At 62.3% G+C, this 26,335-nt stretch carries 26 protein-coding genes and 1 other RNA gene; 17 read left to right on the forward strand and 10 right to left on the reverse strand.

What is annotated here, in order from left to right; translation table 11 throughout:
- Positions 1 to 67: 67 nt before the first annotated feature.
- Positions 68 to 1,213: a sensor histidine kinase gene (locus tag ACN50D_RS01510; protein WP_223304439.1), complete on the forward strand. Its 1,146-nt coding sequence runs from the start codon at positions 68 to 70 to the stop codon at positions 1,211 to 1,213.
- Positions 1,210 to 1,848 (forward strand): response regulator, encoded by a 639-nt coding sequence (locus ACN50D_RS01515; RefSeq protein WP_047271656.1) that lies wholly within the window; start codon positions 1,210 to 1,212, stop codon positions 1,846 to 1,848. The genes ACN50D_RS01510 and ACN50D_RS01515 overlap by 4 nt, the downstream gene beginning before the upstream one ends.
- Here the strand turns inward: ACN50D_RS01515 and ACN50D_RS01520 are convergent.
- The 3 genes from ACN50D_RS01520 to ACN50D_RS01530 all read right to left on the reverse strand — a co-directional run bounded on the left by ACN50D_RS01520 (position 1,842) and on the right by ACN50D_RS01530 (position 4,801).
- The gene (locus ACN50D_RS01520) at positions 1,842 to 3,368 is read right to left on the reverse strand and encodes a multicopper oxidase family protein (protein WP_211920442.1); all 1,527 of its coding nucleotides are present in this window, start codon (positions 3,366 to 3,368) and stop codon (positions 1,842 to 1,844) included. The genes ACN50D_RS01515 and ACN50D_RS01520 overlap by 7 nt on opposite strands.
- Before the next feature lie 136 nt (positions 3,369 to 3,504).
- Positions 3,505 to 4,287, reverse strand: coding sequence for a histidinol-phosphatase (gene hisN / locus ACN50D_RS01525; protein WP_211920440.1), 783 nt, complete (start codon positions 4,285 to 4,287; stop codon positions 3,505 to 3,507).
- A 19-nt stretch (positions 4,288 to 4,306) separates the two neighbouring features.
- Positions 4,307 to 4,801 (reverse strand): beta-class carbonic anhydrase, encoded by a 495-nt coding sequence (locus ACN50D_RS01530; protein WP_007731285.1) that lies wholly within the window; start codon positions 4,799 to 4,801, stop codon positions 4,307 to 4,309.
- Positions 4,802 to 4,910: 109 nt separating this feature from the next.
- Between ACN50D_RS01530 and prfB the strand changes: the two genes are divergently transcribed.
- Together prfB and ACN50D_RS01540 are read left to right on the forward strand one after the other, a co-directional pair.
- A complete protein-coding gene (prfB, locus tag ACN50D_RS01535; protein ID WP_003942364.1) occupies positions 4,911 to 6,017 on the forward strand; it encodes a peptide chain release factor 2 in 1,107 nt (368 codons plus the stop codon).
- Between the two features lie 22 nt (positions 6,018 to 6,039).
- Positions 6,040 to 6,924, forward strand: a complete 885-nt coding sequence (locus tag ACN50D_RS01540) for a mechanosensitive ion channel family protein (RefSeq protein ID WP_003942304.1) — start codon at positions 6,040 to 6,042, stop codon at positions 6,922 to 6,924.
- 205 nt (positions 6,925 to 7,129) lie between these two features.
- Here ACN50D_RS01540 and ACN50D_RS01545 read toward each other — a convergent pair whose 3' ends face one another.
- On the reverse strand, positions 7,130 to 7,393 hold the full coding sequence (locus ACN50D_RS01545) for a hypothetical protein (RefSeq protein WP_211920438.1): 264 nt from the start codon (positions 7,391 to 7,393) through the stop codon (positions 7,130 to 7,132).
- A gap of 84 nt (positions 7,394 to 7,477) precedes the next feature.
- On the opposite strand from ACN50D_RS01545, the gene ftsE reads away from it, so the two are divergent.
- The 4 genes from ftsE (at position 7,478) to ACN50D_RS01565 (ending at position 10,561) form a co-directional block, all read left to right on the forward strand.
- Complete coding sequence (gene ftsE, locus ACN50D_RS01550) at positions 7,478 to 8,158, forward strand: cell division ATP-binding protein FtsE (RefSeq protein ID WP_020969258.1); 681 nt, start codon at positions 7,478 to 7,480, stop codon at positions 8,156 to 8,158.
- Between the two features lie 81 nt (positions 8,159 to 8,239).
- A complete protein-coding gene (gene ftsX, locus ACN50D_RS01555) occupies positions 8,240 to 9,145 on the forward strand; it encodes a permease-like cell division protein FtsX (RefSeq protein ID WP_003942367.1) in 906 nt (301 codons plus the stop codon).
- A gap of 76 nt (positions 9,146 to 9,221) precedes the next feature.
- Entirely contained in the window at positions 9,222 to 9,695 is a 474-nt protein-coding gene (gene smpB, locus ACN50D_RS01560) for an SsrA-binding protein SmpB (protein ID WP_003942330.1), read from the forward strand.
- An 8-nt stretch (positions 9,696 to 9,703) separates the two neighbouring features.
- Positions 9,704 to 10,561, forward strand: coding sequence for a DMT family transporter (locus ACN50D_RS01565; protein ID WP_211920604.1), 858 nt, complete (start codon positions 9,704 to 9,706; stop codon positions 10,559 to 10,561).
- A gap of 225 nt (positions 10,562 to 10,786) precedes the next feature.
- On the opposite strand, the gene ACN50D_RS01570 is transcribed toward ACN50D_RS01565, so the two are convergent.
- The 3 genes from ACN50D_RS01570 to ACN50D_RS01580 form a co-directional block, all read right to left on the reverse strand.
- Entirely contained in the window at positions 10,787 to 11,665 is an 879-nt protein-coding gene (locus tag ACN50D_RS01570) for a sugar phosphate isomerase/epimerase family protein (RefSeq protein WP_211920436.1), read from the reverse strand.
- Between the two features lie 213 nt (positions 11,666 to 11,878).
- Positions 11,879 to 12,805, reverse strand: coding sequence for an aldo/keto reductase (locus tag ACN50D_RS01575; RefSeq protein ID WP_030534980.1), 927 nt, complete (start codon positions 12,803 to 12,805; stop codon positions 11,879 to 11,881).
- Between the two features lie 412 nt (positions 12,806 to 13,217).
- A complete protein-coding gene (locus tag ACN50D_RS01580; RefSeq protein ID WP_030534979.1) occupies positions 13,218 to 13,802 on the reverse strand; it encodes a helix-turn-helix domain-containing protein in 585 nt (194 codons plus the stop codon).
- 65 nt (positions 13,803 to 13,867) lie between these two features.
- Here ACN50D_RS01580 and ACN50D_RS01585 point away from each other — a divergent pair, with 65 nt between their 5' ends.
- The 3 genes from ACN50D_RS01585 to ssrA all read left to right on the forward strand — a co-directional run bounded on the left by ACN50D_RS01585 (position 13,868) and on the right by ssrA (position 16,811).
- On the forward strand, positions 13,868 to 14,815 hold the full coding sequence (locus tag ACN50D_RS01585; protein WP_047271826.1) for an NAD(P)/FAD-dependent oxidoreductase: 948 nt from the start codon (positions 13,868 to 13,870) through the stop codon (positions 14,813 to 14,815).
- A 20-nt stretch (positions 14,816 to 14,835) separates the two neighbouring features.
- On the forward strand, positions 14,836 to 16,374 hold the full coding sequence (locus ACN50D_RS01590) for an SDR family oxidoreductase (protein ID WP_211920434.1): 1,539 nt from the start codon (positions 14,836 to 14,838) through the stop codon (positions 16,372 to 16,374).
- Positions 16,375 to 16,440: 66 nt separating this feature from the next.
- Positions 16,441 to 16,811, forward strand: a transfer-messenger RNA (tmRNA) gene (gene ssrA / locus ACN50D_RS01595).
- A gap of 104 nt (positions 16,812 to 16,915) precedes the next feature.
- On the opposite strand, the gene ACN50D_RS01600 is transcribed toward ssrA, so the two are convergent.
- From ACN50D_RS01600 to ACN50D_RS01610, 3 genes are all read right to left on the reverse strand, one after another.
- On the reverse strand, positions 16,916 to 17,905 hold the full coding sequence (locus tag ACN50D_RS01600) for an alkaline phosphatase family protein (protein ID WP_232319030.1): 990 nt from the start codon (positions 17,903 to 17,905) through the stop codon (positions 16,916 to 16,918).
- 92 nt (positions 17,906 to 17,997) lie between these two features.
- Positions 17,998 to 19,299 (reverse strand): HNH endonuclease signature motif containing protein, encoded by a 1,302-nt coding sequence (locus ACN50D_RS01605; RefSeq protein ID WP_211920432.1) that lies wholly within the window; start codon positions 19,297 to 19,299, stop codon positions 17,998 to 18,000.
- Between the two features lie 112 nt (positions 19,300 to 19,411).
- Positions 19,412 to 20,233 carry a GNAT family N-acetyltransferase gene (locus ACN50D_RS01610; protein WP_211920430.1) on the reverse strand — a complete coding sequence of 274 codons (822 nt, stop codon included), beginning with the start codon at positions 20,231 to 20,233 and terminating at the stop codon, positions 19,412 to 19,414.
- 53 nt (positions 20,234 to 20,286) lie between these two features.
- Between ACN50D_RS01610 and ACN50D_RS01615 the strand changes: the two genes are divergently transcribed.
- The 6 genes from ACN50D_RS01615 to ACN50D_RS01640 are packed head-to-tail and all read left to right on the forward strand — an operon-like array spanning position 20,287 to position 26,329.
- Positions 20,287 to 20,919, forward strand: a complete 633-nt coding sequence (locus ACN50D_RS01615) for an alpha/beta fold hydrolase (RefSeq protein WP_007731295.1) — start codon at positions 20,287 to 20,289, stop codon at positions 20,917 to 20,919.
- Positions 20,916 to 22,196 (forward strand): NAD(P)/FAD-dependent oxidoreductase, encoded by a 1,281-nt coding sequence (locus ACN50D_RS01620; protein ID WP_211920428.1) that lies wholly within the window; start codon positions 20,916 to 20,918, stop codon positions 22,194 to 22,196. The genes ACN50D_RS01615 and ACN50D_RS01620 overlap by 4 nt, the downstream gene beginning before the upstream one ends.
- Positions 22,187 to 22,930 carry a DUF1365 domain-containing protein gene (locus ACN50D_RS01625; RefSeq protein ID WP_211920426.1) on the forward strand — a complete coding sequence of 248 codons (744 nt, stop codon included), beginning with the start codon at positions 22,187 to 22,189 and terminating at the stop codon, positions 22,928 to 22,930. The genes ACN50D_RS01620 and ACN50D_RS01625 overlap by 10 nt, the downstream gene beginning before the upstream one ends.
- On the forward strand, positions 22,927 to 24,216 hold the full coding sequence (locus tag ACN50D_RS01630) for an SAM-dependent methyltransferase (RefSeq protein WP_007731299.1): 1,290 nt from the start codon (positions 22,927 to 22,929) through the stop codon (positions 24,214 to 24,216). The genes ACN50D_RS01625 and ACN50D_RS01630 overlap by 4 nt, the downstream gene beginning before the upstream one ends.
- Positions 24,213 to 25,529: an SAM-dependent methyltransferase gene (locus ACN50D_RS01635; RefSeq protein WP_211920424.1), complete on the forward strand. Its 1,317-nt coding sequence runs from the start codon at positions 24,213 to 24,215 to the stop codon at positions 25,527 to 25,529. The genes ACN50D_RS01630 and ACN50D_RS01635 overlap by 4 nt, the downstream gene beginning before the upstream one ends.
- Entirely contained in the window at positions 25,526 to 26,329 is an 804-nt protein-coding gene (locus tag ACN50D_RS01640) for a DUF1295 domain-containing protein (protein ID WP_037130102.1), read from the forward strand. The genes ACN50D_RS01635 and ACN50D_RS01640 overlap by 4 nt, the downstream gene beginning before the upstream one ends.
- Positions 26,330 to 26,335: the final 6 nt, after the last annotated feature.

The following is a 26,335-nucleotide window of genomic DNA, read 5'->3' on the forward strand; positions in this document are numbered from 1 at the left end:
TATCTTACTCATCAGTAAGGTCTGTTGTCGAGAAACCGCGAAATGATGCGCGTCATAGGCTCGAGGGGTGAACCGGACAGAGGTGCCAGATCGGATACAGCGGTACGTGCGCTACACGCCGTTGGTGGTGGTCCCGTGCCTGTTGATCGCCAGCACGTATCCGGGGGAGTATCGAGTTCCCCTCACCTACTGGATTCTGTCGATGCTGTCGGCGCTCGCCTTCGCCGTCGGCCGTCGATGGCCGGTCTTCGCGTCCCTGGTCATCTCGGCGCTCGCCGTTCCGATGTTCGTCGCCGACGCCTGGGGGCTGTCCGAGCTTGTTCCGTATCTCGGGGCGGTCGCCGTCGTCGACGTCACGATGCGGGCCGAGCGTAGAGAAATGGTTGCCGTATCGGCAGCAGGATGGTGCGGTTCGGTGCTCGCGGGTATCTGGTTCGAATCTCACGAAGCGTTCTGGTCTGTCACGACGGCTGTGAAAGTGCTTGCGTACGTGGGGTTGCCACTGCTGCTCGGGTTGTATCTACGCTCGCAGCGTGAATTGGCCGCGAACAATCTTGCGCAGACCCGCGCTGCGGAGCGCAGTGCGCTCGCCCGCGAACTGCACGACCTGGTTGCGCACCACATGGCATCGATCGTCCTGAGAATCGGCGTGGCTCAACATGTCTTGGCGCCCCAGGACGAGGCCGTGCGTGAGGTCCTCGCGGATGTGCGTGGGACTGCGTCCGATGCGCTGGCCGATATCCGTCGCCTCCTGGTCGCACTTCGTGATCCTTCGCTCGGTGAGGTCGCTCTGGTCGAGCCGGATGCCGTCGAGGCGGAAATCGAGGCGGCGATAGATCGTGTGCGTGCGGCGGGTTTCGAGGTGCGGGCAGTCTTCGATGCCCAGGAGAATGTCGAGTCAGGCGCAGCCGATCTCGACGCGATCGGGAGGCTGACGTTGTTGCGGGTGATTCAGGAATCACTGACCAACGTCATGAAGCACGGCGACAAGAAGGGGCTGGTATCGGTCTCGGTCGGTCGCGAAGACAACCGGGTGCATGTCAGGGTTGTCAACGACGTCGAGGGATCGCCTCGGAGTGCAGGTCATGGCCTGGTGGGAATGCAGGAGCGTGCGGAGTTGGTCGGCGGCGAGATGACCGCCGGCACCAACAGTGACGGGAAATGGGAAGTGCACGTGAGTATTCCACTCGTTGTCTCGGGCGGTGTCTCGTGATCAGCGTGCTGATCGTCGACGACCAGCGACTTGTGCGCGCCGGTTTGCGGATGCTGTGCGCGGCAGCCGAGGACATGACCGTGGCCGGTGAGGCGTCGAACGGCGTCGAGGCGGTAGCGCTCGCTGCAGAATTGGATCCCGACGTGATTCTGATGGACTTGAGAATGCCCGGGCTGGACGGGATCGGCGCCACGCAGCAGATCGTCAAGGCCGGTCGTCGAGCGCGCATCCTCGTGCTGACCACCTTCGACGACGACGATCATCTGTATCCCGCACTCGCCGCGGGGGCTTCGGGATTCTTCGTCAAGGACACCGAACCCGCCGAGTTGCTCGGTGCCATTCGGCGGATCGCCGAGGGCGAGATGGTGTTCACTCCGGAACTTCTCCGCCGCGTTGTGGATCGAGCGGTGATCGGTGGTATCGCAGACACTGCTGCGACGGAGAAGGTTCCGTTGACCGATCGCGAATCGCAGGTCCTCGCGCTGGTGGCAGAAGGGAAGAGCAATCAGGAGATCGCGGACACGCTGCATCTCGGTGTGACCACGGTGAAGACGCACGTGGCGAACCTGATGTCGAAGACCGGTTGCGACAATCGGGTTCGCCTCGCCGTGTACCACTTGCAGAACTTTCAGTGACCGGAGTGCGAACCAGACGAAGGCATCGGCATGTCCATCTGCATCGGAGCCGCCTTCTGTCCCGGTTCGAGCACGAGGAATTGGCCCATCATCCCTTGGTCCTCGTGCATCAGCAGGTGGCAGTGGAACATGTACGGGAAAGTGGGATCGGTGTACTCGGACCACTGCAGTGCGACGCGAACCCTGCTGCCCGGCGGTGTGTAGACGGTGTCCTTGAGTCCGCGCAAGTGCGGCGGGGGAGTGCGACCGTCGACGTCGAGGATCTGGAACTGTACGTCGTGGACATGGAAATTGTGTGGCCAGTTGTCCTTGTTGGTGATCGTCCACACCTCGGTCGCGCCGACTTCGGCCTCGAAGTCGATGCGGTTCATGTCCATTCGTTGCCCGTTGATCATGTACCACTGCAGATCGAAGGTTCGGGAAACGCTTGCCTTCGACGGATCCAGACGCGGCAGTACGGCCAACTGCGCCGGGAGAGTCGACCGTGACGCGCGGCTGGCAACGCCCCGCAGTTCGAGGATGTCGAAGCGGTCGTTCATGCCGAAGTTCTCGGCGTCGGAGGAACTCACGCCACCGCCGTCCTCGATCGGGAACGACACCAGTGTGGTCGTCGCACCGGGGTCGACGCGAACCACGATCTCGGCTCGTTCGCCGGGGCTGAGCTGAATCCGCTTGATCGCAATAGGTGATTCGAGCAGTCCGCCGTCGGTGGCAATCAGATCGAACGTGCGGTCGTCGGGGAACCCCAGGTTGTAGAGACGGCCGGAAGAGCCGTTCAGAATGCGTAACCGGACGACCCCGGTGGTGACGTCGAGGTAGGCGTCGGAGATGCCGTTGGTGACTATCGTGTCGCCGAGCAGGCCTATGTCGGTCGGATCCGATTCGTCGAAGCTGCCGTCGGCGAGGAATCGACGATCCTGGATGATCAGCGGAACATCGTCGACACCATAGGTTTTGGGGATGTCCAACGCCCGCGTGTCGGCGTCGTCGATCAGGAACAGTCCGGCGAGACCGCGCTGCACGTGCCGTTCGGTGGATCCGTGCGGGTGTGGGTGATACCAGAGCGTCGACGCCGACTGGCCGATCGTCCACGCCGGTTCCCAGCGTCCGCCGGCTTCGATGGTCTGGTGCGGGCCGCCGTCGTATCGGGCGGGCAGATGCATGCCGTGCCAATGGACGGTCGTGGGCTCTGCCAGTGTGTTGTCGATCGTGAATGCGACAGATTCTCCGCGTTCGGCGCGGACGGTCGGCCCCAGAATGGATCCGTTGAAACCCCAAGTGTCGGTGAGTTTTCCCGCGACGATCTCGGTGGTCCCGGCACCGGCACGAAGTGTGAAGTGGCGAACACCGGCGTCGTCGACGGTGGATTCGGCAAGCGGCGGAATCGGTAGCGGACGCGAAGTTCCGGCCACCGCCAACGTGGCGCTCTTCGCTGCCGGGTCGGCGCCGCAGCCCACCGCGAGCCCGAGGGGCGCTGCGGCCAGACCGAACAGAATCGTGCGCCTGGAAATCCGGTTCATCGTTCTCCTGGAAGTAGTGCGTGATCAACTACTTCCAGTCAACGGGCCGAGATGTCGTGCCGAATCCTGCCGACGGGCCTGTCGGAACTCCTCCCTCGGACCCTTGCGGCGGGTGGGATGTTCTGGTACTCGGGTGTTACCGCAGGCGGGCCAGAACGTCTTCGTGCAGCAGTCCGTTGGTGGCGACCGCGCTGCCGCCGTGCGGACCTGCGCCGCCGTCCAGATCGGTGAACGCGCCGCCGGCCTCACGGACCAATACGTCGAGCGCTGCCAGATCCCACAGGGAAACCTCGGGTTCGGCAGCAATGTCGACGGCGCCTTCGGCCACGAGGCAGTAGGAGAAGAAGTCCCCGTAACCGCGCACGCGCCAGACGTGGTCGGTGAGTTCGACGAACTGATCGCGAATTCCGCGGTCCTTCCACCCCGAGAGGCTCGAGAAGCTCAGGCTCGCTGACTCGCTGCGATCGACGGCGGATACCTGGATCGCCCGCGCATCCCTGTCCCCGAAGGACGTATGTGCACCCAAACCTGTTGCAGCCCACCATCGCCGATTCAGTGCAGGTGCGCTCACGACGCCGATGACCGGGACGCCGTCCTCGAGCAAGCTGATCAGCGTGGCCCACACCGGTACGTTGCGGACGAAGTTCTTGGTCCCGTCGATGGGGTCGACCACCCACTGTCTGCCCTCGAAGACTGCGTCGCCGCCGAATTCTTCGCCGAGTACGGAATCCGCAGGACGATGCTCACCGAGCGTCGCGCGCACTGCTCGCTCGACAGCCAGATCGGCGTCGGAGACGGGGGTGAGGTCCGGCTTGTCGTCCACTCGAAGGTCGAGGGCGCCGAAGCGGGCGCGAGTGATCGCGTCAGCCTCGTCGGCGATACGGAGGGCGAGTGCGAGGTCGGATGCGCGATCGGTCACGGGTACACAACCTACCGGCTCAATCGGGGAGGACCTCGTTCAGCTTTCCGGTTGCGACGTCGAAGACGAATCCGCGTAGGGAGGTCGTCGCGGTGACGAACGGACTGTTCTCGATGCGCTTCAACGACTGACGGACGTCCTCGTCGATGTCGGGAAACGATTCGGCAGCCCAATTTGGTTTGATGCCGATCTCGTCCTGGATGGATCGCTTGAAGTCGTCGTCGGTGAACGTCAGCATTCCGCAGTCGGTGTGGTGGATGAGGATGATCTCGGTAGTTCCCAGCAGACGCTGGCTGATGGCCAGGGATCGGATCTCGTCGTCGGTGACGACTCCACCCGCATTGCGGATGACGTGCGATTCGCCTTCCTTGATTCCCAGCACCCGATAGACGTCGATGCGGGCGTCCATGCAGGCGAGTACGGCGACGTGTTTGCTGGGTGGGAGGGGGAGCGGTCCGGTGAACTGCTCGGCGTAGGCGGCGTTGTTCTGCAGGTATTCGTCGGTGACAGTCATCGTTCCAGTAGGTTCCCTCGGAGCGACGTTGGCAAGGCTTCCAGTCCCGGTGATCCCAATACGTGACGGGCGGCAGGGCCGAGGTCGGCACCCGGTAGCCTTGAGAACCGTGCATCCCGACGTAATTGCAGACCTGAACGCCCTCGACACCACCCTTCGCACCTGCGAATCGGTTGTGGACGTCGAGGAGCTGCGCCGACGCATCGACGAGCTCGAGCACCAGGCAGCCGACCCGGGTCTGTGGAACGACCAGGAACACGCCCAGCAGGTCACGAGCCAGCTCTCCCACGCGCAGGCCGAGCTGCGCCGGATCGTGGCACTACGCGAGCGACTCGACGAGATGCCGATCCTCTACGAACTGGCAGAAGACGAAGGCCCCGACGCGGTGGCCGACGCCGACGCCGAGCGCGCGAGCCTGCGAGACGACATCGCGGCGATGGAAGTCAAGACCATGCTCTCGGGCGAGTACGACGAGCGCGACGCGCTCATCAACATCCGCTCCGGTGCCGGCGGTATCGACGCTGCAGACTGGGCCGAGATGCTCATGCGTATGTACATCCGCTGGGCGGAGAAGCACGACTACGGCGTCGAGGTCTACGACACGTCGTACGCCGAAGAAGCCGGACTCAAGAGCGCGACGTTCGCGATCAAAGGCCCGTACACGTACGGCACGTTGTCCGTCGAGATGGGCACCCACCGGCTCGTTCGCATCAGCCCCTTCGACAACCAGGGGCGCCGTCAGACGTCGTTCGCCGAGGTCGAGGTACTGCCGGTCGTCGAGACGACCGACCACATCGAGATCAACGAGAACGACATCCGCGTCGACGTCTACCGCTCGTCCGGTCCCGGCGGCCAGTCGGTCAACACGACGGACTCCGCCGTTCGACTCACGCACATCCCGACGGGAATCGTCGTCACCTGTCAGAACGAGAAGTCGCAGCTCCAGAACAAGGTGTCGGCGATGCGCGTCCTGCAGGCAAAACTGCTCGCGGTCAAGCGTCAGGAAGAGCGCGCCGAGATGGATGCGCTCAAGGGCGACAGCGGCAGCTCGTGGGGCAACCAGATGCGCTCCTATGTTCTGCATCCGTACCAGATGGTCAAGGACCTGCGTACCGAGTACGAGGTCAACAACCCGTCGGCAGTGCTCGACGGCGACATCGACGGGTTCCTCGAGGCCGGCATCCGCTGGCGCATGAGCGAGAACCAGTCCGCATAGCGTTCGGATACCGAAAGGCACGATGACTTTACTTCGACCTGGGCAGAACCTGCTCGATTGGCTTCAAACCACCGGTTTGTCCGTCCTCATGACCGTGCTCGGGGCGATGATTCTCGCCCGGTTGGTCAGTTGGGGAGGCAACAAGGTCACCGACCAGATCGACTCCAACTATCAGTTGGGCGATGCGCTGGTTCGTTCCGAGGCGACCAAGCATCGTCACTCGGTCGCGCAGGTCATCACCTGGGTGGTCATCACGTTCATCTACGTGATCGCGACGCTGAAGGTTCTCGACCAACTGAACCTGCCGATCGGAAGTCTCGTCGCGCCGGCGACCGTTCTCGGTGCGGCGCTCGGTTTCGGTGCACAGCGCGTCGTGCAGGACATTCTTGCCGGTTTCTTCATCATCACCGAACGTCAGTACGGCTTCGGTGACACCGTGCGACTTGCGATCACCGGCTCCTCCGACGACGCCGAGGGTGTCATCGAGGACGTGACCCTGCGCGTGACGCGGATGCGAAACTCCGACGGCGAGGTCATCACCGTTCCCAACGGCCAGATCGTGAAAGCGACCAACCTGTCCAAGGATTGGGCACGCGCCGTCATCGACGTTCCGGTTCCGGCGACTGCCGATCTCACCCGGGTCAACGAGGTGCTTCGCCAGGTCGGAGTCGACGCGATGGCCGACCGCGGACTCAAGAAACTGCTGCTCGACGAGCCCACGGTCATGGGCGTCGAAAGCCTGGAGGTCGATCAGGTCAACGTGCGGATGGTCGCGCGCACACTCCCTGGCAAACAATTCCAGGTCGGACGCGCTCTTCGCGTCCGCGTCGCCGCAGCACTGCGACGTCAGGGGATCACGGTGTCACCGGATCTGCACACCGTACGGACCGAGGAGGCGAGCGAATGACCGATCAGGAACCGCGCCGCGGACTCGACCGATTGTTTCACCTGGACTGGCTCCCGTCCCGGATTTTCGGCGGGCGGATGCGAACCTCTACCTTCATTCTCATCGTGGCGTGGATATTGACGTATCTGTTGCATACGTATCTCAATCCTGAGGACCCGACCGCAGTGACACCACCGCCCAGCGTGGACACGTCGCAGACCGAGCCTTACGTCGTGCCCTCGGTCAAACCGTCGACGACGACCCCCGTGCCGTCCTCGACCGAGCCGACGACTACGTCCGAGACCCAGTCTCCGGAATCGAGCACGGGCAGCTCAGGTTCTCCGACTCCGACTTCGGGTCCCGCGCCTGCGCCGGGCAACGCCGAACAGTCCGCGACCACGGTGCCGACCACTCCGGCGACGACGACCGTTCCCCAACCTGGCGCGGCGATGCAGGCACCGACGTCTGTGCCGCAGTCACCCGCGACCACCGGTACCGGATAAGGACGAGGGTGCTCGCGCGTGGCGCCAAGGTCACCGTTAGATAACGGCTAGACTGGCTAGTTGTGATCAGCATGAAGAATGTGTCGAAGTCCTACAAGGCCTCCACCAGGCCGGCGCTCGACAAGGTCAGCGTGGAGGTGGAGAAGGGGGAGTTCGTCTTCCTCATCGGCCCCTCCGGCTCCGGCAAGTCGACGTTCATGCGGTTGCTGCTCAAGATGGAGTCGCCCACGTCCGGCGACATCGAGGTCGCGGATTTCCACGTCAACAAGTTGGCGGCCCGCCGCGTGCCGAAGCTTCGCCAGAGCATGGGCTGTGTGTTCCAGGACTTCCGCTTGCTTCAGCAGAAGACGGTCTCCGAGAACGTGGCCTTTGCGTTGGAAGTCATCGGCAAGCCCCGCAACGTCATCGCGCGCACTGTGCCCGAGGTTCTCGACATGGTCGGTCTGGCCGGCAAAGCCGATCGACTGCCCACCGAACTTTCCGGCGGTGAGCAGCAGCGCGTCGCCATCGCCCGCGCATTCGTGAACCGCCCTCTCGTGCTGCTCGCCGACGAGCCCACCGGCAACCTGGACCCCGAAACGAGCCAGGACATCATGCTGCTGCTCGAGCGGATCAACCGCACCGGCACCACCGTCGTGATGGCGACCCACGATCACCACATCGTCGACTCCATGCGTCGACGCGTCATCGAACTCGATCTCGGCAAGGTGACCAGAGACGAAGCGCGGGGTGTGTACGGCGTCGGCAGGTAGCGCCGACTACGACCACACGTCCCGTACGCCCACCGGTTGTCGTGAAACAACCGGCCTCTCGAAAAGGAATCGGATTCCCCGATGCGCGCCAGCTTTATTTTCAGCGAAGTCCTGACCGGCCTACGCCGCAACATCACGATGACCATCGCCATGATCTTGACGACGGCGATCTCCCTCGGACTCTTCGGCGGCGGTCTGCTGGTCGTGCAGATGGCAGGAAAGACCCAGCAGATCTTCCTCGAACGCGTCGAGGTGCAGATCTTCCTGACCGACGACATCTCTTCGGCCGATCCCGGTTGCGAGCAGGAGATCTGCAGTTCGTTGCGCAAGGAACTCGAGCAGACTCCGTCCGTCGTCGCGGTTCAGTACCTCAACCGCGAAGACGCCGTGAAGGACGCCACCGAGCGCGTCTTCAAGGACCAGCCCGAACTGGCAGCCCTGGTGAGCCCGGACAGCTTCCCGGCGTCGTTCAAGGTCAAGCTAAGTGACCCGGAGCGGTTCGGCGTCATCAACGACACCTTCGGTTCGAGGCCCGGCGTCGAGAGTGTGCTCAATCAGCGCGAGTTGGTGGACCGACTGTTCAGCGTGCTCGGTGGAGTGCGCAACGCAGCGTTCGCGATCGCGATCGTCCAGGCGATAGCGGCCATCCTGCTCATCGCCAACATGGTCCAGATCGCCGCGTTCACGCGTCGTACCGAGGTCAACATCATGCGGTTGGTCGGCGCGACGCGTTGGTACACCCAGCTTCCGTTCCTCCTCGAAGCCGTCGTGGCGGCCTTGATCGGTGCGGTGCTCGCCATTGCCGGACTGTTCACGGCGAAGAACGTCTTCATCGACGGGGTCCTGTCCGACGTCTACGAAGCAAACATCGTGGCGCGGATATCCAACAGTGACGTGCTGTTCGTCTCGCCGATCCTCGTACTTGCCGGTGTCGGAATGGCCGCGGTGACGGCGTACGTGACGCTGCGTCTGTACGTCCGCGAATAATCGGTTTGCACGAGCTTCTATGCTGGAACAGCAAGAACCATTCGACAGCAAGACAGCGGACTGAGAGGCCCGGACAGTGAAGGAAAAGGGCCGCAAGGTCATTGCGACCAATCGCAAAGCACGCCACAACTACACGATCATCGACACCTACGAGGCCGGCATCGCTCTCGTCGGGACCGAGGTCAAGAGTCTGCGTGAAGGCAAGGCGTCGCTCGTCGACGCGTTCGCCACGGTGGACAACGGCGAAGTGTGGTTGCGCTCGTTGCACATTCCGGAGTACACGCAAGGCACGTGGAACAACCATTCGCCACGTCGTACCCGAAAGCTCCTGCTGCACAAGCGTGAAATCGAGCACCTCGTCGGCAAGACCCGCGAGGGAAACCAGACGCTGGTCCCGCTGTCGATGTACTTCAACGACGGCAAGGTCAAGGTCGAACTCGCACTGGCAAAGGGTAAGCAGGACTACGACAAGCGCCAGGACATGGCCAAGCGCACCGCCGAGCGCGAGGTGACCCGCGAGCTCGGTCGTCGTATCAAGGGCATGCGCTGACCTCCATCCTGCTTGCCCTCGTGGCGGCAGTTGCCTACGGAGTCAGCGACTTCGTCGGGGGAGTTGCGTCACGACGAGTTGCCGCACTGCGTGTGGTGATCGTCTCGTATCCACTCTCGCTCGTCATCGTTCTGATCGCAGCACCTTTCGTATCCGGGACGCTGACGCCGAACGGTCTGATCTGGGGTGCGATCGCGGGCGTCACGAGTGGGCTGGCGGTCTGGTGGTTCTATCTCGCGCTGGCAACCGGCCCCATGTCGGTGGTCTCGCCGCTGACAGCTGTTCTGGTGGCGGGCATTCCGGTGCTCGTCGGCTTCGCTTTCGGTGAGCGGCCGGGGTTGATCGCGTACCTGGGTATTGCCGTCGCGCTGGTCGCAGTCGTCCTGGTCAGCCGCGAGTCACCTGACGACGCGGCGGGTGAGGTTGCCGGCGGAATCACCCTCCGCTTCACCAGACAAGTGGCTCTTCTGACCGTCGGAAGCGGTGGCGCATTTGCACTCTCGTTCATCGCACTTCACCAGATCGGCGAGGGCAGCGGGCTGTGGGCGTTGGCCGTATCTCGAGGCGCCGCGACCGTCGTGGTGTGGTTGGTCGCGCTGGCGGCCGGTCACTTCGTTCTCCCACGAGGCGAGCCACTCAAGCTCGCGGTGTACGTCAGCGTCCTCGACGTCGTCGCGAACGGGACGATGATCTACGCCTTCCAAGGCGGAATGCTCTCACTGGTCAGCGTGATCGGTTCGCTGTATCCGGCTGCGACGGTTCTGCTCGCCATGGTGATGCTGGGCGAGCGGGTAAGCCGCGTGCAACAAGCGGGAATGCTGTTGGCGCTGGCGGCAGTCGGCATGATTGCCGTCGCTGGGGCGTAGTTCCTTTTCAGCGGCTGTGACCCGTGCACCCATCGTAGGAACGCGCTGTTTCATTCCTCGACGAGTACCTGGGCTACTTGCACGCCGGATACCCCGATCCGCCACCATCCTGTCAAAAGAGTCCCGCGTGGTTTGAACTGGTCTCCGATTGGCGGAGTGGCCAAATTGGAAACGCGGCGGCGGTGCGAGTTTGGTATCGCACCAAACTCAGGGCCTCGGAATAGCTCATGACGGCTCGACAATGCCCGCGGGCGAACCAAATTCAGTACTCCGCAGGAACATCCGAGTGGCCGCGGAAAGGTGGGCCACGGTTTCCTCCGGATCTCCGATATCAGCGGTGAACACCTCGACTCCCAACACGACGTCGGGAGCCACGACCCCCAACGCCCGCACAATCTCCGCGATCGGCGCCGTTCCCTCGCCAGGAGCCAGGCGGCCGGTCATCGGTACATAGGGATCGTGGCGGCCAGGCTGGACACGATCGCTGATCTGCACTTCGAATACCTGACCATGGGTAACCTCTGCAAGCTGGGTCGGCATACCACCCGAGCGCAGAAAGTGCCAAGTATCGAACAGGATTCCAACGCCGGGGTGGTCGGCTCGCCGGACGATGTCCAACGCCGCACCGAGATCCGGTATTCCTGTGCCGGGGATGAACTCCAGACTGACACGAACTCCGACCTCGGCTGCGCGGTCGGCGACTTGTCGCACCGCCGACGCCAGCGCGTTTCTCTTCACTGTCGGATCACCCAAGAAATGGGCGACGTTGAGAGTGCGAGCGTGAAGCGCCTCAGCGGCTTCGAGACACTCGTCGAGATCTACCATGAGCTTGCGCCAGTGTGGAGGTACCTCATCCAGTCGAGCAGAGCCGGGTAGATAGGTCATGAGCGCATCGATCACGCCAACAGTCACACCTAGATCGTCCAGGCGCTCCCGCACTCGGGAGTCGGCACTCTTCACAATCGAATATTGCGAGGGATGAACAGTGATCTCTGGAAAGCCGCCCCTACGGGCCAACTCGGCGAGCTGTATCAAATCAGCGTGTGGGATGCATCCCCAGCAGAGGGCAGTGCCCTCGATTGGCTGCACAGCCTGGTAGGTCATCGATGGCCACTTCTCTTCGTCACTCACACACACTCGGAGGTGATGTGCTGGTCCTGTCGTTGCGACTGCCGGCGGAACGAATACGGTCGACGCGGCTTACAGGTTGGAAGTCCAACATTGGATTGCGAAAGCGAGCTACCAGTGCGCGGGCCGTTTGTTTTCTATCTGGCTGCTCAGTAGTCAAATCAGCAAAAGGAGTTGAACCGCAGACTTTCAGGGGCGCGAAGGCAGCGCCGCAAGAACGTCGTCGTCGAGCTTCCACTCCGCGGCGGCAACATTTGATCGCACTTGTTCGGGGTTCATCGCACCGATGATCACAGAGGGAACGCTCTCCTGCGCGCACAGCCACGCTATGGCGAGTTCGAGTATCGAGTGTCCGTGCGCTTGTGCGAACGCTGACAGTTTCTCCACGTACTCGAAGTTCTCTTCCGTTGCCAGTGTGGCGAAGTACGGCGCACTGGCTAGTCGGCTGCCGGTCGGAAACGGCCGTCGCATCGTGTACTTACCGGTGAGCATTCCGGAAGCAAGCGGAAAGAAAGGGATGATTGACATTCCGACCTCGTGTGCGGCGGGAACAATGTCTGCCTCGATCGCGCGGTTGAGCAAATTCCATTCGACCTGGTTCGCCAATAAATGCGATGCGCCAGTACCGGTGGCGATGCCCTCGGCCTGCCTCATCTGATCCGCGGAGTAGTTCGAGCAAGCTACGTGGCGGGCTTTCCCTTTGGCTACCAGCCCATTCAACGCCTCGATGGCCTCCTCCAGTGGAGCATCGGGGTCAGGGACATGCTGGTAGTACAAGTCGATTCGATCGGTGCTGAGTCGCCGCAAGCTTGCCTCACAGCTATCCTCGATGCTTCGTGCGAGTACTCCGGGCTTGTAATCGACCTCACGCGGGCGTGGAATCGCTTTGGTGGCGATTACCACCTGGTCTCGTTGACCTGCGAGCGCCTTGCCGAGGATTTCCTCCGAGCGCCCGTTTCCGTACATCGTCGCTGTGTCAAAGTGGGTGACGCCCTCATCGAGGGCGGTACGGACGACCTCCGTACTCCCCTCAGGGTCCAGTCGGGTACCAAAGTTGTTACACCCTAAGCCAATACGCGAGACTTGAAGATCGCGCGCGAGTTGTCGTAATTCCATGTCATTCCCCTTGTTTTCGCCACTTACGTGAATTCGTCGCCCCGCGAACTCGACGAATGATTTGACGCAAGATCAATTACCCTGCAAGAGCTCTGAGCGGTCGGCAGGCCCTGTGGGACGAACGAACATCTACATTCCATACATCGACAAGGTGGGTCCGCCGACCCACTTCATCGGAGCGATTCAAATCGTGCACGAGCCCGGACCGCAGTAGGAAGTGGTTTTTCCACTCATCGGGATTCCTCTTCTCGGTCATGATGATTCATCGGGCTAGCTATCTCGCGTGGAGACAGGCGGCGCGGTACAACAGTTGGCATTGGTTTGGCCGGATTCTCAGTCATCTCTCAACGATGTGCGCCCGCTCCACCGAGTCACCCGCTTGTAGATGTCCTCGCTTCTCGGAGAATTTTCTTCAGCCGCGTCTGTCGGCCGGCGCTGCGCGTAGGTGAACCCGCTCGCCTTGTTTTCCGAAGAGGCTGATCGCCTCGGCCGGCCGTCCGTCGGCAGCACTGATGCGGTGCGGGATGTGCGTGTCGAACTCGGCGGCCTCGCCTGCCCCCATGATGAAATCCCGGTCGCCGAGTTGGAGTCGGATGCGCCCGGACAGAACGTAGACCCACTCGTAGCCCTCGTGGGATCCCGGTTCGCGATCGTCGTCGGTGGGCGAGATGATCATCTTGTAGGCCTGCAGATTGCCGGGTTGACTGGTCAGCGGAATGACCGTCATACATCCGACCGTTCGAGGTTCTTCTCGAACGCGGGGGTCCTTGATCTTGCTGTTCACCAGGTCGTCCAACGGGACGCCGTGTGCCTTGGCAATCGGCAGCAGCAACTCCAAGTTGGCTCGGCGAGTACCGGATTCGAGTCTCGACAGTGTGCTGACGCTGATGTCGGTGGTCTCCGACAGGTCGGCCAGGGTCATCTCGGACTGCTGGCGCAACGCACGTAGGCGAGGGCCGATGCCGGCTAGTACGGCTTCGAACGATGTTTCGGTCATGCACTCATTTTGCCAAAGTGGCAACAGTGTTTGTCAAGACTGCGTTCTATTGTCATTCTGGATTCATGACGCAGAACTCATTCGACGTAGCAGTAATCGGAGCCGGTGCGGCAGGCCTCAACGCCGCACTCATTCTCGGTCAGGCACGCAGATCCGTGATCGTCTTCGACAACGGATCGCCACGGAACGCGGCCGCCGACCACATGAACGGATTCCTCTCCCGTGACGGCATGAACCCGGCAGAATTGTTGACCATCGGCCGAGGTGAGGTCCGCAAATTCGGGGGCGAGTTCCATGACGGCACCGTTGTCTCCGTGACACGGGACGGCGAGAAATTCTCGGTAGAACTGGCTGACGGCATCAAGATTCAGGTGCGCAAGGTGCTTGTTTCGACGGGTCTGACGGACCGCCTACCGGTAGAACTCGAAGTCTTCGGCGAGCGTTGGGGACGCGACGTGTTGCACTGCCCGTACTGCCACGGGTACGGCGTGCGTGATCAGCCGCTCGGCGTGATCGCCAAGAGCGCGGAATTTGCGATGCACCAGGCGCTCATGGTTCGCCAGTGGTCCGATGACGTGGTTCTCTTCCTTCATCGCATCACCGAACTGAGTTCCGAAGATCGGGAAAAGCTTGCGGCTCGCGGTATTTCGATCGTCGAGGGTGAGGTTGCCGGTCCCGTCGTCGAGGATGATCGGTTGGTGGGCGTGCGGTTGGCCGACGGCAGTGTGGTCGCGCGTTCGGCGGTCTTTGTCGGTGGCGCCCTCACGATGGACCCCAACGATGCGATCTTGCGCGCATTCGGTGCGCAGCGCGCCGAGACGATGATGGGCGATTTCGTCACAGTCGACATGATGGGGGCCACAAGCGTGCCCGGCGTGTTCGCCGCGGGCAATGTCGTGGACCCGGGTGCCCAGGTCATCATGGCCGCAGCCGCCGGGGCGAAGGCCGGAGCGGGGATCAACATGATGTTGACCAACGACGACCTCGGGGTTGCACTCGCGCTTCGCAGTTGAATTGTGCGTAGCGTGGGGTGATGGACGCAGTGAGAGTGTTGATCACGGGTGCGACCGGATACATCGGCGGACGTCTTGCCCCTCGCCTGGTCGAAGAGGGCCATCGAGTTCGAGTGGTGGTGCGCAGCCCGGAGAAACTACGCGATGTTCCCTGGCACGATTCCGTGGAGATCAAGCGCGGAGATCTGACCGACAGTGCCACCCTCTCAGGTGTTTTCGACGATATCGACGTGGTCTACTACCTCGTTCACGCCATGGGTGGGGGAGGGTCGTTCTCGGATATCGACAAGCGAAGCGCGGAGAACGTCGCCGCCGCTGCCCGCGATGCGGGGGTGCGACGGATCGTCTACCTGGGCGGGCTTCATCCCTCCGACCGAGAGTTGTCGACTCACTTGCAGTCCCGGCTCGAAGTCGGTCGGATCCTGCTCGACTCCGAGGTTCCGGCGGTTGTGTTCCAAGCTGGAGTGGTGATCGGATCGGGTTCGGCGTCCTTCGAAATGGTGCGCCACTTGACCAATCGGCTTCCGGTGATGACCACACCCAAGTGGGTGCACAACAACATTCAGCCGATCGCGGTGCGTGACGTACTCCACTATTTGATTGCAGCCGCGGCGACGACGCCGGAGGTCAACCGCGCCTTCGACATCGGTGGGCCGGATGTCATGCAGTACGGCGAAATGATGAACACCTACGCCGACGTCGCTGGATTGGTACGCCGACGCATCCTCGTCCTGCCCGTCCTCACCCCGCGTCTGGCAGGTCACTGGGTGGGATTGGTCACGCCGATCCCACGAGGTTTGGCGATGCCCCTGATCGAATCCCTGCAGAACGACGCGGTGATGCACAATCACGACATCGACAGCTTCATCCCGCCTCCCGCCGAGGGCCTCACGCCGTATCGAGAAGCGGTGCGACTGGCACTTCGAAAGATCGACACCGGTGAGGTGGAGACGGCGTGGTCCGGTGCAACGATTGCGGGCGCTCCATCCGATCCTCTTCCATCCGACCCGGATTGGGCCGGCGAAGCGGTCTACGTCGATCATCGCGAACGTGACTGCGCGGCGGATCCGAAAACCCTCTGGTCGGTGGTCGAGTCGATCGGCGGCGAGAACGGTTGGTATTCATTCCCTTTGGCGTGGGCCATTCGGGGGTGGATGGACCGCGCGGTCGGTGGTGTCGGACTGCGCCGGGGCAGGCGGGATCCACGCCGGCTCAACACGGGCGAAGCCCTGGACTTTTGGAGGGTCGAAGAAATCGATCGAGGCAAGTTGCTCCGATTGCGCGCCGAGATGAAGGTCCCGGGCGGAGCATGGTTGGAGTTGCGAGTATCAGAAGGCCCAGCCGGTGCCGACGGACGGCCGGTGGGTTCCCACCTCGATCAACGCGCGGTCTTCTTCCCTCGCGGGCTCGCGGGTCGGGCGTACTGGTATTCGATCCTGCCTTTCCACGGAGTCGTCTTCCAGGGGATGATCACCAACATCACCGGTGCCGCCGAGCGTGAGATGGCTGCAGTGCAGGAAACGGCTGGGGCGAAGGACACGGAAAGTGCCGCCGATTAATTGGTATGACTTCCGAACTTCGGCGCGTTATAGTGAATAGCCCCACGAAAGACGCGGGGCACACACGGGGCTGAACGGTTTCGACTGCGTGTGTTGAGTTAGGGGAAGCGTGTCGGTGCAGGCAAGAGACCACCGTAAGCGTCGCTGCAAACCTATAAGCGCCGATTCCAATCAGCGCGACTACGCTCTCGCTGCCTAAGTAGCGAAGCGTGTCTGTCAGCCCGGGGTTGCCCTCGACCCGGTTCCTGGCATCAGCTAGAGGGCTTTACTGTTCGGCTCGGTCACGGAGTCGAATGGGACATCAAACAGTGACTGGGATCGTCATCCTGGCTTGTTCGCGAGACTGGGAGATCCAAGTAGAGACTTAGCGAACTGCACACGGAGAAGCCCTAGCGATTCAACGTAGGACCCGGGTTCAATTCCCGGCAGCTCCACAACAGGTCGGGCCGGAGAGCACACGCTCTCCGGCCCGACCTTTTTGCTGCCTTTTTGCTGCTGTCTTGCTGCGGCACTCTGCTGTGTGGCCCGGGCCTTCTTGCGATCAGGAGCCGAAGAATCCCAGGTCGACCGAGCCGACGAAGCCGGGAGCTTCCTTGGCCAGCGGCTTGCCGTCCAGATCGGCAGGCAATGCAACGCCCAGGCTCTGGAGGATTGTCGGGGTGATGTCAGCGATCGTGTACGAGTCTGTGTTCTGACCGGCCGCGTATCCCGAGCCGCGTGCTATGACGAATGTCGTTGCTTCCGCGGGTGTCTGACCGCCGTGCCCACCGGCGGGCTTGTGCCCGTGATCCGCAGTGACCAGTACGGTCCACTTCTCACCGGTCTTTGCTGCGCGCTGATCGACGGCATCGACAATCTTGCCCACCTGAGCATCGACCGAGGCGATGGACTCTTCGTACGCAGCGCCGTTGGTGCCGCCGCTATGTCCCGCGCCGTCCACCTGATCGAGTTGGGTGAAGATCAGGTCAGGTCCCTTGTCTGTGATGTCGCGGGCGACGGCGTCTGCCGTCGCAGCGTCGGTGGCCGCTCCGGAACCTGCATCGGCCGTGGTGACGACAACATCGGCTTTCGGTGTCCCACTGGAGGCGATGTTGTCGATGCCGCCCCAGGTGGAGATCGATTCGGTGAGGAGGGAGGGCTTTGCTGTTTCCAGCCGGGTGAAGACGCTCGGGTAGAGGTCGAAGCGGGCGCCCGCGTACGTGTTGTCCTTGACTCCGTGCTTGGTATCCCAGACTCCGGTCAGGATGGTCGACCACGACGGTCCGGAGATGGTGGTGTGGCCGAGGATGGAAGATTCTCCGCTGGTTCCTTCGGCGATCAGCTTCTGGAGACGGGGAGCGTCGGCGGTCTTGATGTGGCTGAGCATAGTGCCGTCGAGGCCTATGACAACTGTCTTCTCGGCGGCCGACGGATTGAGGTCGGATGATCCGGGAATTGCTGCAGCGGTTGCAGTTCCGGCTGCTACCGCGCCGGCGAGGAGGAGTGTGATAGCGGCTGAGGTGCGTGCGATTTTCTTGGTCACGCTAAGCATCTTGCGATAGGACTAGACCAATTGCACTACCTGGATGTGAGGGTTGTCCTGTTGTTCACGGCAGATTCAGATTGGACTAGACCAATGTTTCCTCAGGCGGCCCAACCGTCGAGGATGACGCTGACCGCGTGATCGAGGTGAAGGGGCTCGCCGTCCCATCTTGGGATGATCGCGTCGTCGGGTATGTCTCCGCGCAGTAGGCCATCAGCGAATCCCTCGGTCGGTGGTGCTGGGTCGATGACGTCACCATTGGCGTAAAGGAACTCGAACTTCTGCTCGCCGAGAGCAGTGATCGTGAACTGGCCGTCATGCAGCGCGCGGTGGCAGGTGCCGCACAGCATGATCAGATTGTCCAAGTCCGTATTTCCGCCGCGTCCCCAGAATTTCACGTGATGTGCGTGTAAGAAGCGAGTCCGCCCGCAACCCGGTGTGCGGCAACATCCGTCGCGGTAATTCAATGCCAGCATTTGTTTGGCGCTGACGACGCGGGTCCTTCGGCCCAGATTCAAAACGCATCCCTCCTTTGTCGTTCCCAGGCGAAGTTTCGCGTTGCAGAGCACTTCCTCGGCGGCACTTTGGGGGAGCGCGGGTCCACTCGGTACACGGACGGTGTTCGCTTCGTGGAAGAACACAACTTCGTTCGCGGCGGCCTTGGACGTGCGGTCTGTGACTGCGGCGGTGGCGAGCTCTGCCATCGCGACGAGTCCTGGTCCGATATTTCCGGACGGGTTCTTTGTAGCCTTCTCGTCGACAGGGCGGATGGCAGCGGTTCGGGTGCGTTCACGTTCCGCCACCGCCAATGCTGCGAGGATTCGGGCGCCGTCCTGTGCGGGCAGGCGTCCTTTGATGACAAACTCGCCCGTATCCGAGTCCCAATGCCAGCGGACCTGAAGATGTTCGGGCGCTTTGCTTTTGCCGGATTCATTGTCGGTTGCTTTACGCAGACCTGCGGCGAGACGATCGATCTGGGCTGCGGGCGCCTCGCATCCGAACCGAACCATCTGCTTTTCGTTTGACGGCGTGGTGACCCGGGTGAGTGCGCGAACCTTCGAGTAGGACAGCCGGCCTTGCTCGAAGGCCTTCCGCATCTCGGGCAAAGGTCGGAGCGCTTTGGCGACGCGAACATATTCCCTGCCGGTGTGCAGGCTCATTCCACATTTCCACGACAGCCAGTGGGCGCATGAATGCAGTCCAGGGCCGGACCAGCCGCGGTCTTCGTCGAACTTCGACAGGAGGGTGAGGAATCGAGCCGTGGCCGCGGCGATCTGGCCGGCGAGAGCGCAGATTTCGGAGCCGAGTTGCTCTACGTCGCTTCGGGTGGAATCCGGCGTTTCTTCATTGATCAGTGCCGCGGTATCGGTCAGTTCTGCGGTATCGGTCAGTGCTGCGTTCATCGTTGCCCCCCCCGGCGCGTGTCCGACAATGTTTCGAATGTACGTTCGATAATAGATGCCAGTACCGACACACATCCGTGGATGAGGACGGAAAGCGTCCCCGCGGGGACGTCTAACCGCTGCCGATCGAGTACTCGGCGTAGGTACCGACATCCTCGAAGCCGACGTTTCGATAGAGCTGTGCGCCGTCGCTGGACGCCTGAAGTACAGCGGTTCGGGCACCTCGCTCGCGGGCGATGTCGAGTGCGGCAAGGGTGACCGCCGAGCCGAATCCGCGTCGGCGCGCCGTTTCGAGTGTGACGACCCCATACAGTCCGGCGACGTCGGCGGCAAAATGGACCTCGGCTCCGGCGACAGGCTGGGAGTTCGCGTATCCCACGACAAACGAACTCCGCGAGCGCTCATCGAGGATGTCATCGGCGGTGTCTTCGAAGAAACGTATTACTGCGGTTGAGGGCGGCGACCAATTGGCGGCCATCACGGCGGCGTAGTCGGCGAGCTGCGAACGAGTCGTCACTCGCTGAACGCACAGTTCTGAGACAGGCGTTGGGCGTGGGACGACGTCCAAGTCTGCCGTCATCGCTCTTTCTTCCTCGGAGCGCACGCAGCCGAGGGCTGACAAGCGAGCACCGAGGTCAGAGGGCTTGTCGCGCGGACCCGTCCACCAGGAGAACGGACGACCGGTTGCTCGAAGCCACGCGAGTACGTCGAGTAGTCGTCGGTCTTCTTCCGGGCCTTCAGCAGCAGGTACAGCGAAGCGCGCACCAGCGATGATGTTGAAAGTGTCGTCGGTGAGGCCGCTGTCTGCGACGACAACATCTGCAGAGTCCGTGACCGATCCCGTCGGCAAGTGTTCATGCAGGTGGCAAGCATGGGATACCAAGTTGGCGTCCATGGCGTCGAGGACATCGCCGACGAGTGCTTCACGATTCACAAAAGAAATTCTACGAACCCCATCCAAATGGTTTTCGGCTCCGAATGCCGTGTATGACGCCCAACCGACGGCAACAGCAGGACGGTGACCAGCACCTGGTGGTGCTAGTGCTGCCTGGAGGAAAGGTATCGAGCCATCGCCCGGCTCGCGCCTGGCATCTGTCCAACCTTCGGATGTGCCCGTTCACCGCTCAGCTTCGCCTCTCCGGTGTGAAAGCGGTGCAGGCTCGCTATCGAGTTCGAGGTTGGAACGGTGCCGAGCGCAGTCCGGTCGCCGACGCCCGCGCCGCACTCGACGCGATAACGAAACGTAATTCACAAGCTCAGGTGATCCTGCTGGGGCACTCGATGGGCGGACGGGTCGCCGCCGAACTATGTGGCGATCCGGCGGTGGTCGGTGTGGTCGCGCTGGCGCCGTGGTGGCCCGATGGAACGTCGGTGAATCTGCATTCGGACACACCGCTGGTTGTGCTCCACGGCACGGCCGACTCGTGGACCGACCCGGCAGCGTCTCGGCGGAAGGTTGACGAACTGCAGAAGTCGGGTAAGAGCGCTGAATGGATCGGCATCGACGGCGCAGGCCACTTCATGCTCCGTCGGGCGGCGACTTGGCATCGCCTCGTCGCGGATGCAATCGCAGGAATGAGTCGCGGGGTAGCCGCAACAAAGATGGGAGAACGACGATGAGTTCCGACAAGCGCAAGGTGGCCGTCGTCGGTAGTGGTGTCGCAGGTCTGACAGCGGCGTGGGTGCTCAGTAAGGACAGTGACGTCACCCTCTACGAAGCGGATTCACGGCTCGGCGGGCACGCGGACACCCATTCGGTCACCGACCCGGAAGGGCGAAGCCTCGCCATCGACACGGGGTTCATCGTCCACAACGATCGCACCTATCCGACATTGTTGCGATTGTTCGCAGAACTAGATGTGCCTACGCAGGAATCCGATATGAGCATGTCGGTCAGGTGTGGGGGGTGCGGGCTCGAGTACTCGGGAGGCCAAGGGTTGCGCGGCGTTCTCCCGACGCCGGGGCTGCTGGTGAACGGCAGTTTTCTGTCGATGTTGATGGAGGTCAAGCGCTTCCATCGCCGTGCCCGCGCATTGCTCGACAACACGGATCCGTCGGCACCTGACCAGACGCTGGGAGTGTTTCTGCGCAGCGGCCGGTTCTCCGACTACTTCACCGCTCATTTCATGACTCCGCTCGTGTCGGCAGTCTGGTCGTGTGATCCCGGCTCGGCCCTGAAATATCCCGCGCGGTACCTGTTCTCGTTCCTCGATCACCACGGAATGCTGAGCGTCACTGGATCGCCGACCTGGCGAACAGTCACCGGTGGATCGGGCGAATACGTTCGTCTCGTCGCCAAAAGTATCGGGGATATCCGCCTCAACACGCCGGTTCGCGCCGTCCACCGGTTCGACGATCGCGTCGACATTCGTGACGGCGACGACCAGATCCAGACCTTCGACGCAGCCGTGGTCGCAACGCATCCGCAGCAAGCACTGAAGATTTTGGCGGATCCGACGCCTGCCGAATCCCAGGTCCTCGGCGCAATGCCGTACTCCGTCAACCACACCCAACTTCACACCGACGAGAATGTGCTGCCCGGCAACACCAATGCGCGCGCGTCGTGGAACTACTACATCCCTGAATGCAACGCGAAGCCGGATCACGTTCTGGTCAGCTACGACATGACGAGGTTGCAGCGGCTGCCGGAGACCGGCCGGCGCTACCTGGTGACGTTGGGGGGAGACGAAATGGTGGCCCCGGACTCGGTGATCGATCAGATGACCTACGAGCATCCGCAGTACACACCCACCTCCGTCGCCGCTCAAGCGCGGCTTCCCGAGTTGGACTCGGACGTGCTCGCGTTTGCCGGTGCGTACCACGGATGGGGCTTCCACGAGGACGGTGCACTCTCTGGCCTGCGCGCCGCCGAACGCGTCGGAGGTCGGTGGCCGTGACTACTCCCATCACGCCGTCCATCGTTCATACGAGCATTCGGCACGTACGAACGGAGCCGTTGCACAACGAGTTCGAGTACCGAAGCTACAGTTGGCTCGTCGACGTCGACGATTTGCCCGAGCTCCCGAAGGCTTTGCGGCCCTTGGCGAAGTTCGACGCCGGGGATCACCTCGGCGACCCCGCTCGATCGATTCGTGCCAACGTCGAGACTTTTCTGACAACCAACGGACTGGAGTTCGCCGGCGGTCGCATCCTCATGCTTACGAACGCGCGTGTGTTCGGCCATGTGTTCAACCCGCTGAGTGTGTTCTGGTGTCTGAACGACGACGGCAGTCAGCGGTGCGTCGTTGCCGAGGTTCACAACACCTACGGCGAACGGCACTGCTACCTGCTCGAAACCGACGAACGTGGCGGGGTTCGCACGTCCAAAGAGTTCTACGTATCTCCGTTCAACGATCTGGACGGCGAGTACCGGATGCGACTTCCGCTACCCGACACCGCGCTCGCGCTCTCGATAGTTCTGGCCCGTGACGGCAAGGCGCCCTTCGTGGCCACGGTGTCCGGTCGTTGTGTGCCGGCGACGACGCGCGAGATCGTGCGCAGTGCGCTCGCCATCCCGCTGGCTACGCTCCGAGTCGCCGCGCAGATCAGATTTCAAGGAATCCGGCTGTGGGCCAGGCGCTTACCCATCGTTCCCCGACCGCAACATCACCCGCAGGAGGCAGTGCAATGACCACAACAACTCTCGGCACCGAACCTTCCGCTCACACGATCGAAACCGAGCGGTGGCCGGGCGTCGCCACCGTGCCGAGCGGGCTCAAAGTGCGGGTTGCATCACCGGTTGCCCGCGCCCTGTTCCACAAGGCGGTCGCACGTTTGCCGCTGCGTGTCCAGATGCCCAACGGTGAGTTCTCCGGTGGCGGTAGCCCCGATTCGCCGTTAATGGTCATTCACCGCCCAGACGACTTCGCTGCTCGTGTGGGTGACAGTGGTTTGATCGGATTCGGCGAGTCGTACATGGCGGGCGATTGGGAAGCATCCGACCTCACTGCGGTCCTGGAAGTCTTCGCCTCCCGCGTGGCGACGCTCATTCCCGACTTCCTGCAGCGGCTACGAGGCCTCTACATTCCGAAGCAGCCTCGCAGTGAGCGGAATTCGACGCAGAACACGCGCTCGAACATCTCCCGGCACTACGACCTCTCGAACGAGATGTTCGAACTGTTCCTCGACGACACCATGACGTATTCCAGTGCTCTCTTCGAAGATTTGTCGGTAGGAGCTACCCCGTCGTGGGACGTGTTCGCAGCGGCGCAGCATCGGAAGATCGATCGACTGCTGGATGGCGCAGGTGTCGGACCCGGTTCGCGAGTGCTCGAAATCGGCACAGGCTGGGGAGAATTGGCGATCCGAGCTGCCCAACGGGGAGCGACGGTGCGCTCGGTGACACTTTCGGTCGAACAGCAGGAATTGGCAGCGAAGCGGATAAGCGCTGCGGGACTGGCAGATCGCGTTCAGGTCGACCTTCTCGACTATCGGCAAGTACAGGGGGAGTACGACGCCGTTGTGTCGGTCGAGATGATCGAGGCCGTCGGCCACCAGTACTGGGGAAGCTACTTCCAGACGATCGACGCCCTGCTGGCGCCGGGTGGGCGCGCGGCGATCCAAGCCATCACGATGCCGCACGATCGAATGCTCGCGACCCGCAACACCTACACCTGGGTGCACAAGTACATCTTCCCCGGCGGATTTCTCCCGTCGGTGCGGGCGATCGAGGACGTCACCGAGCGCATGACAACCCTGCGGGTGCGTGAGCGGATGTCGATGGGCGATCACTACGCGCAGACGTTGCGACTGTGGGACGAGCGATTCAGCGCTCGCACCGACGAGGCGTCCGCGCTCGGGTTCGACGCAGTGTTCGCGCGCATGTGGCATTTCTATCTCTGCTACTCCGAGGCGGGGTTTCGGTCGGGGTATCTCGACGTCCAGCAAATTGTTCTCGATCGGAGGAACCAGCGATGACTGCCACAATGGATCGAACGACACAAGGTACCGGCGTTGCGGGTCGTCTCTCGGACATCCTCAGTCCACTTGTCGGCGGCGAACTTCCGGTGCGGTTGACTGCATGGGACGGCAGCACAGCAGGTCCGGAAGATGCTCCGAAGGTGACGCTTTACAGCCCGAACGTTTTGCGACGCTTGCTCTGGAATCCCGGCGAGTTGGGGGCTGCGCAGGCGTATGTTCTTGGTGAACTCGACGTCGAGGGCGATCTAGGCGACGCACTCACACACGTGTGGAAGGTGTCTGCCGAGCGGGGGCTCGGGTCGATTACCCCGACACCGTCGCTTCTCCTGGCGGCGGTTAAGGCTGCGCGATCCTTCGGTGCTTTCGGGAGACCTTTGGCTCCGCCGGCGTCGCAGGCTCAGGTGAAGGGGCGCCTGCACAGCCTCGCCCGCGACCGCGAGGCGATCGGGCACCACTACGATTTGTCGAACGATTTCTACCAATTGATCCTCGATGAGAACATGGCGTACTCCTCGGGCTATTGGACTTCCGATGCACCGGACTACACGCTCGAAGACTCACAGACAGACAAGCTGGACCTGGTGTGCCGCAAGGTCGGTCTCGATCGAGCGCGAGGCTTGCGGTTTCTCGATGTCGGCTGTGGTTGGGGCTCGCTCAGCCTGCATGCAGCGCGGGAGTACGGCGCCAGGGTTGTCGGAATCACGATCTCGGCGGAGCAGAAGGCTTTTGTCGACGCGAAGGTCCGCGCGCTCGGTTTGGAAGACTGGGTCGAGATTCGCCTCCAAGATTATCGAGAGATTCCAGACGGTCCCTTCGATGCGGTCGCTTCCATCGAGATGGGTGAGCACGTCGGTGAGGACAACTATCCGACCTACGTGAAAGCGCTCCACGACAATGTTATTGCCGGTGGCGGTGTGCTGATTCAGCAGATGTCCCGCACTGGCCCGCACCCCGGGGGAGGTCCGTTCATCGAGTCGTTCATCGCGCCGGACATGTACATGCGGCCCGTCGGTCGCACTGTTGCGATGATCGAGGAAGGTGGACTCGAAGTGCGGGACGTCCACGCCCTGCGTGAGCACTACGTGCGGACCGTCGACGCGTGGATCGAGACCTTCGAATCGAACTGGGATCGCGTCGTGGAACTCGTAGGTGTCGAAGTCGCTCGGGTGTGGCGTCTCTACCTCGTCGGCGGAGGAATGGCATTTCGGGACGGCAGGATGGGCGTCGATCAGATTCTGTCGGTCCGGCCGCACGGTGATGGTCGATCGGGTATGGAACCGGTACGGCCGCAGTGGGTGTCGCGGCGATGAACGGATTCGACTGGGGCGCGTTCGGAGTGGTCACACTCACGAGTCTGCTGGCGATCGCCGTCGGAATGGCGGTGACAGCCACGATCGGTGTACGGATCGGGCGCCACAACGTTGTCGACGTGTCATGGGGCGCCGGCTTCGTTCTGATCGCGCTCGTGTCCGCGATAGTGGGAACCGGCGACCTCTGGCGCCGGTTGCTGATGCTTGCGCTCGTGGCGATCTGGGGTCTGCGGTTGGCGACGCACATGGCGATTCGATCGCGTGGCAAAGGTGAAGACCCGCGGTACGAAGAAATGCTCGGACGAGCGACGGGTAATCGAACGCTGTATGCGATCCGCAAGATCTATCTCACGCAGGGGATTTCGTTGTGGTTCGTCTCCCTGCCGATCCAGGTCGCAGCAGTGTCGAACGGCAGCTTCGGACTTCTTGTCGTACTCGGAATCGCGCTGTGGATTGTCGGCGTCACGTTCGAGACGGTCGGCGACCGACAGATGGAGGAGTTCAAATCCGATCCGGGCAGCCGTGGCCACATCATGGATCAAGGTTTGTGGGCATGGACGCGGCATCCCAACTATTTCGGCGACGCCTGCGTCTGGTGGGGGATCTTCCTCGTCTCGGCGTCCGTGTGGCCGGGGGTGTTGACCGTCCTCTCACCGATCGCCATGACGTACTTCCTGGTCTTCGCCACCGGAGCGCGGTTGCTCGAGCGACACATGGAACAGCGTCCGGGCTATCGCGAGTATCAGCAGCGGACAAGTTACTTCATTCCTCGCCCGCCGAAAGCCCGCTCCGGGACGTAGGCTCTT

Source organism: Rhodococcus sp. SB1D, assembly GCF_048573875.1.
GTDB lineage: Bacteria > Actinomycetota > Actinomycetes > Mycobacteriales > Mycobacteriaceae > Rhodococcus_F > Rhodococcus_F qingshengii.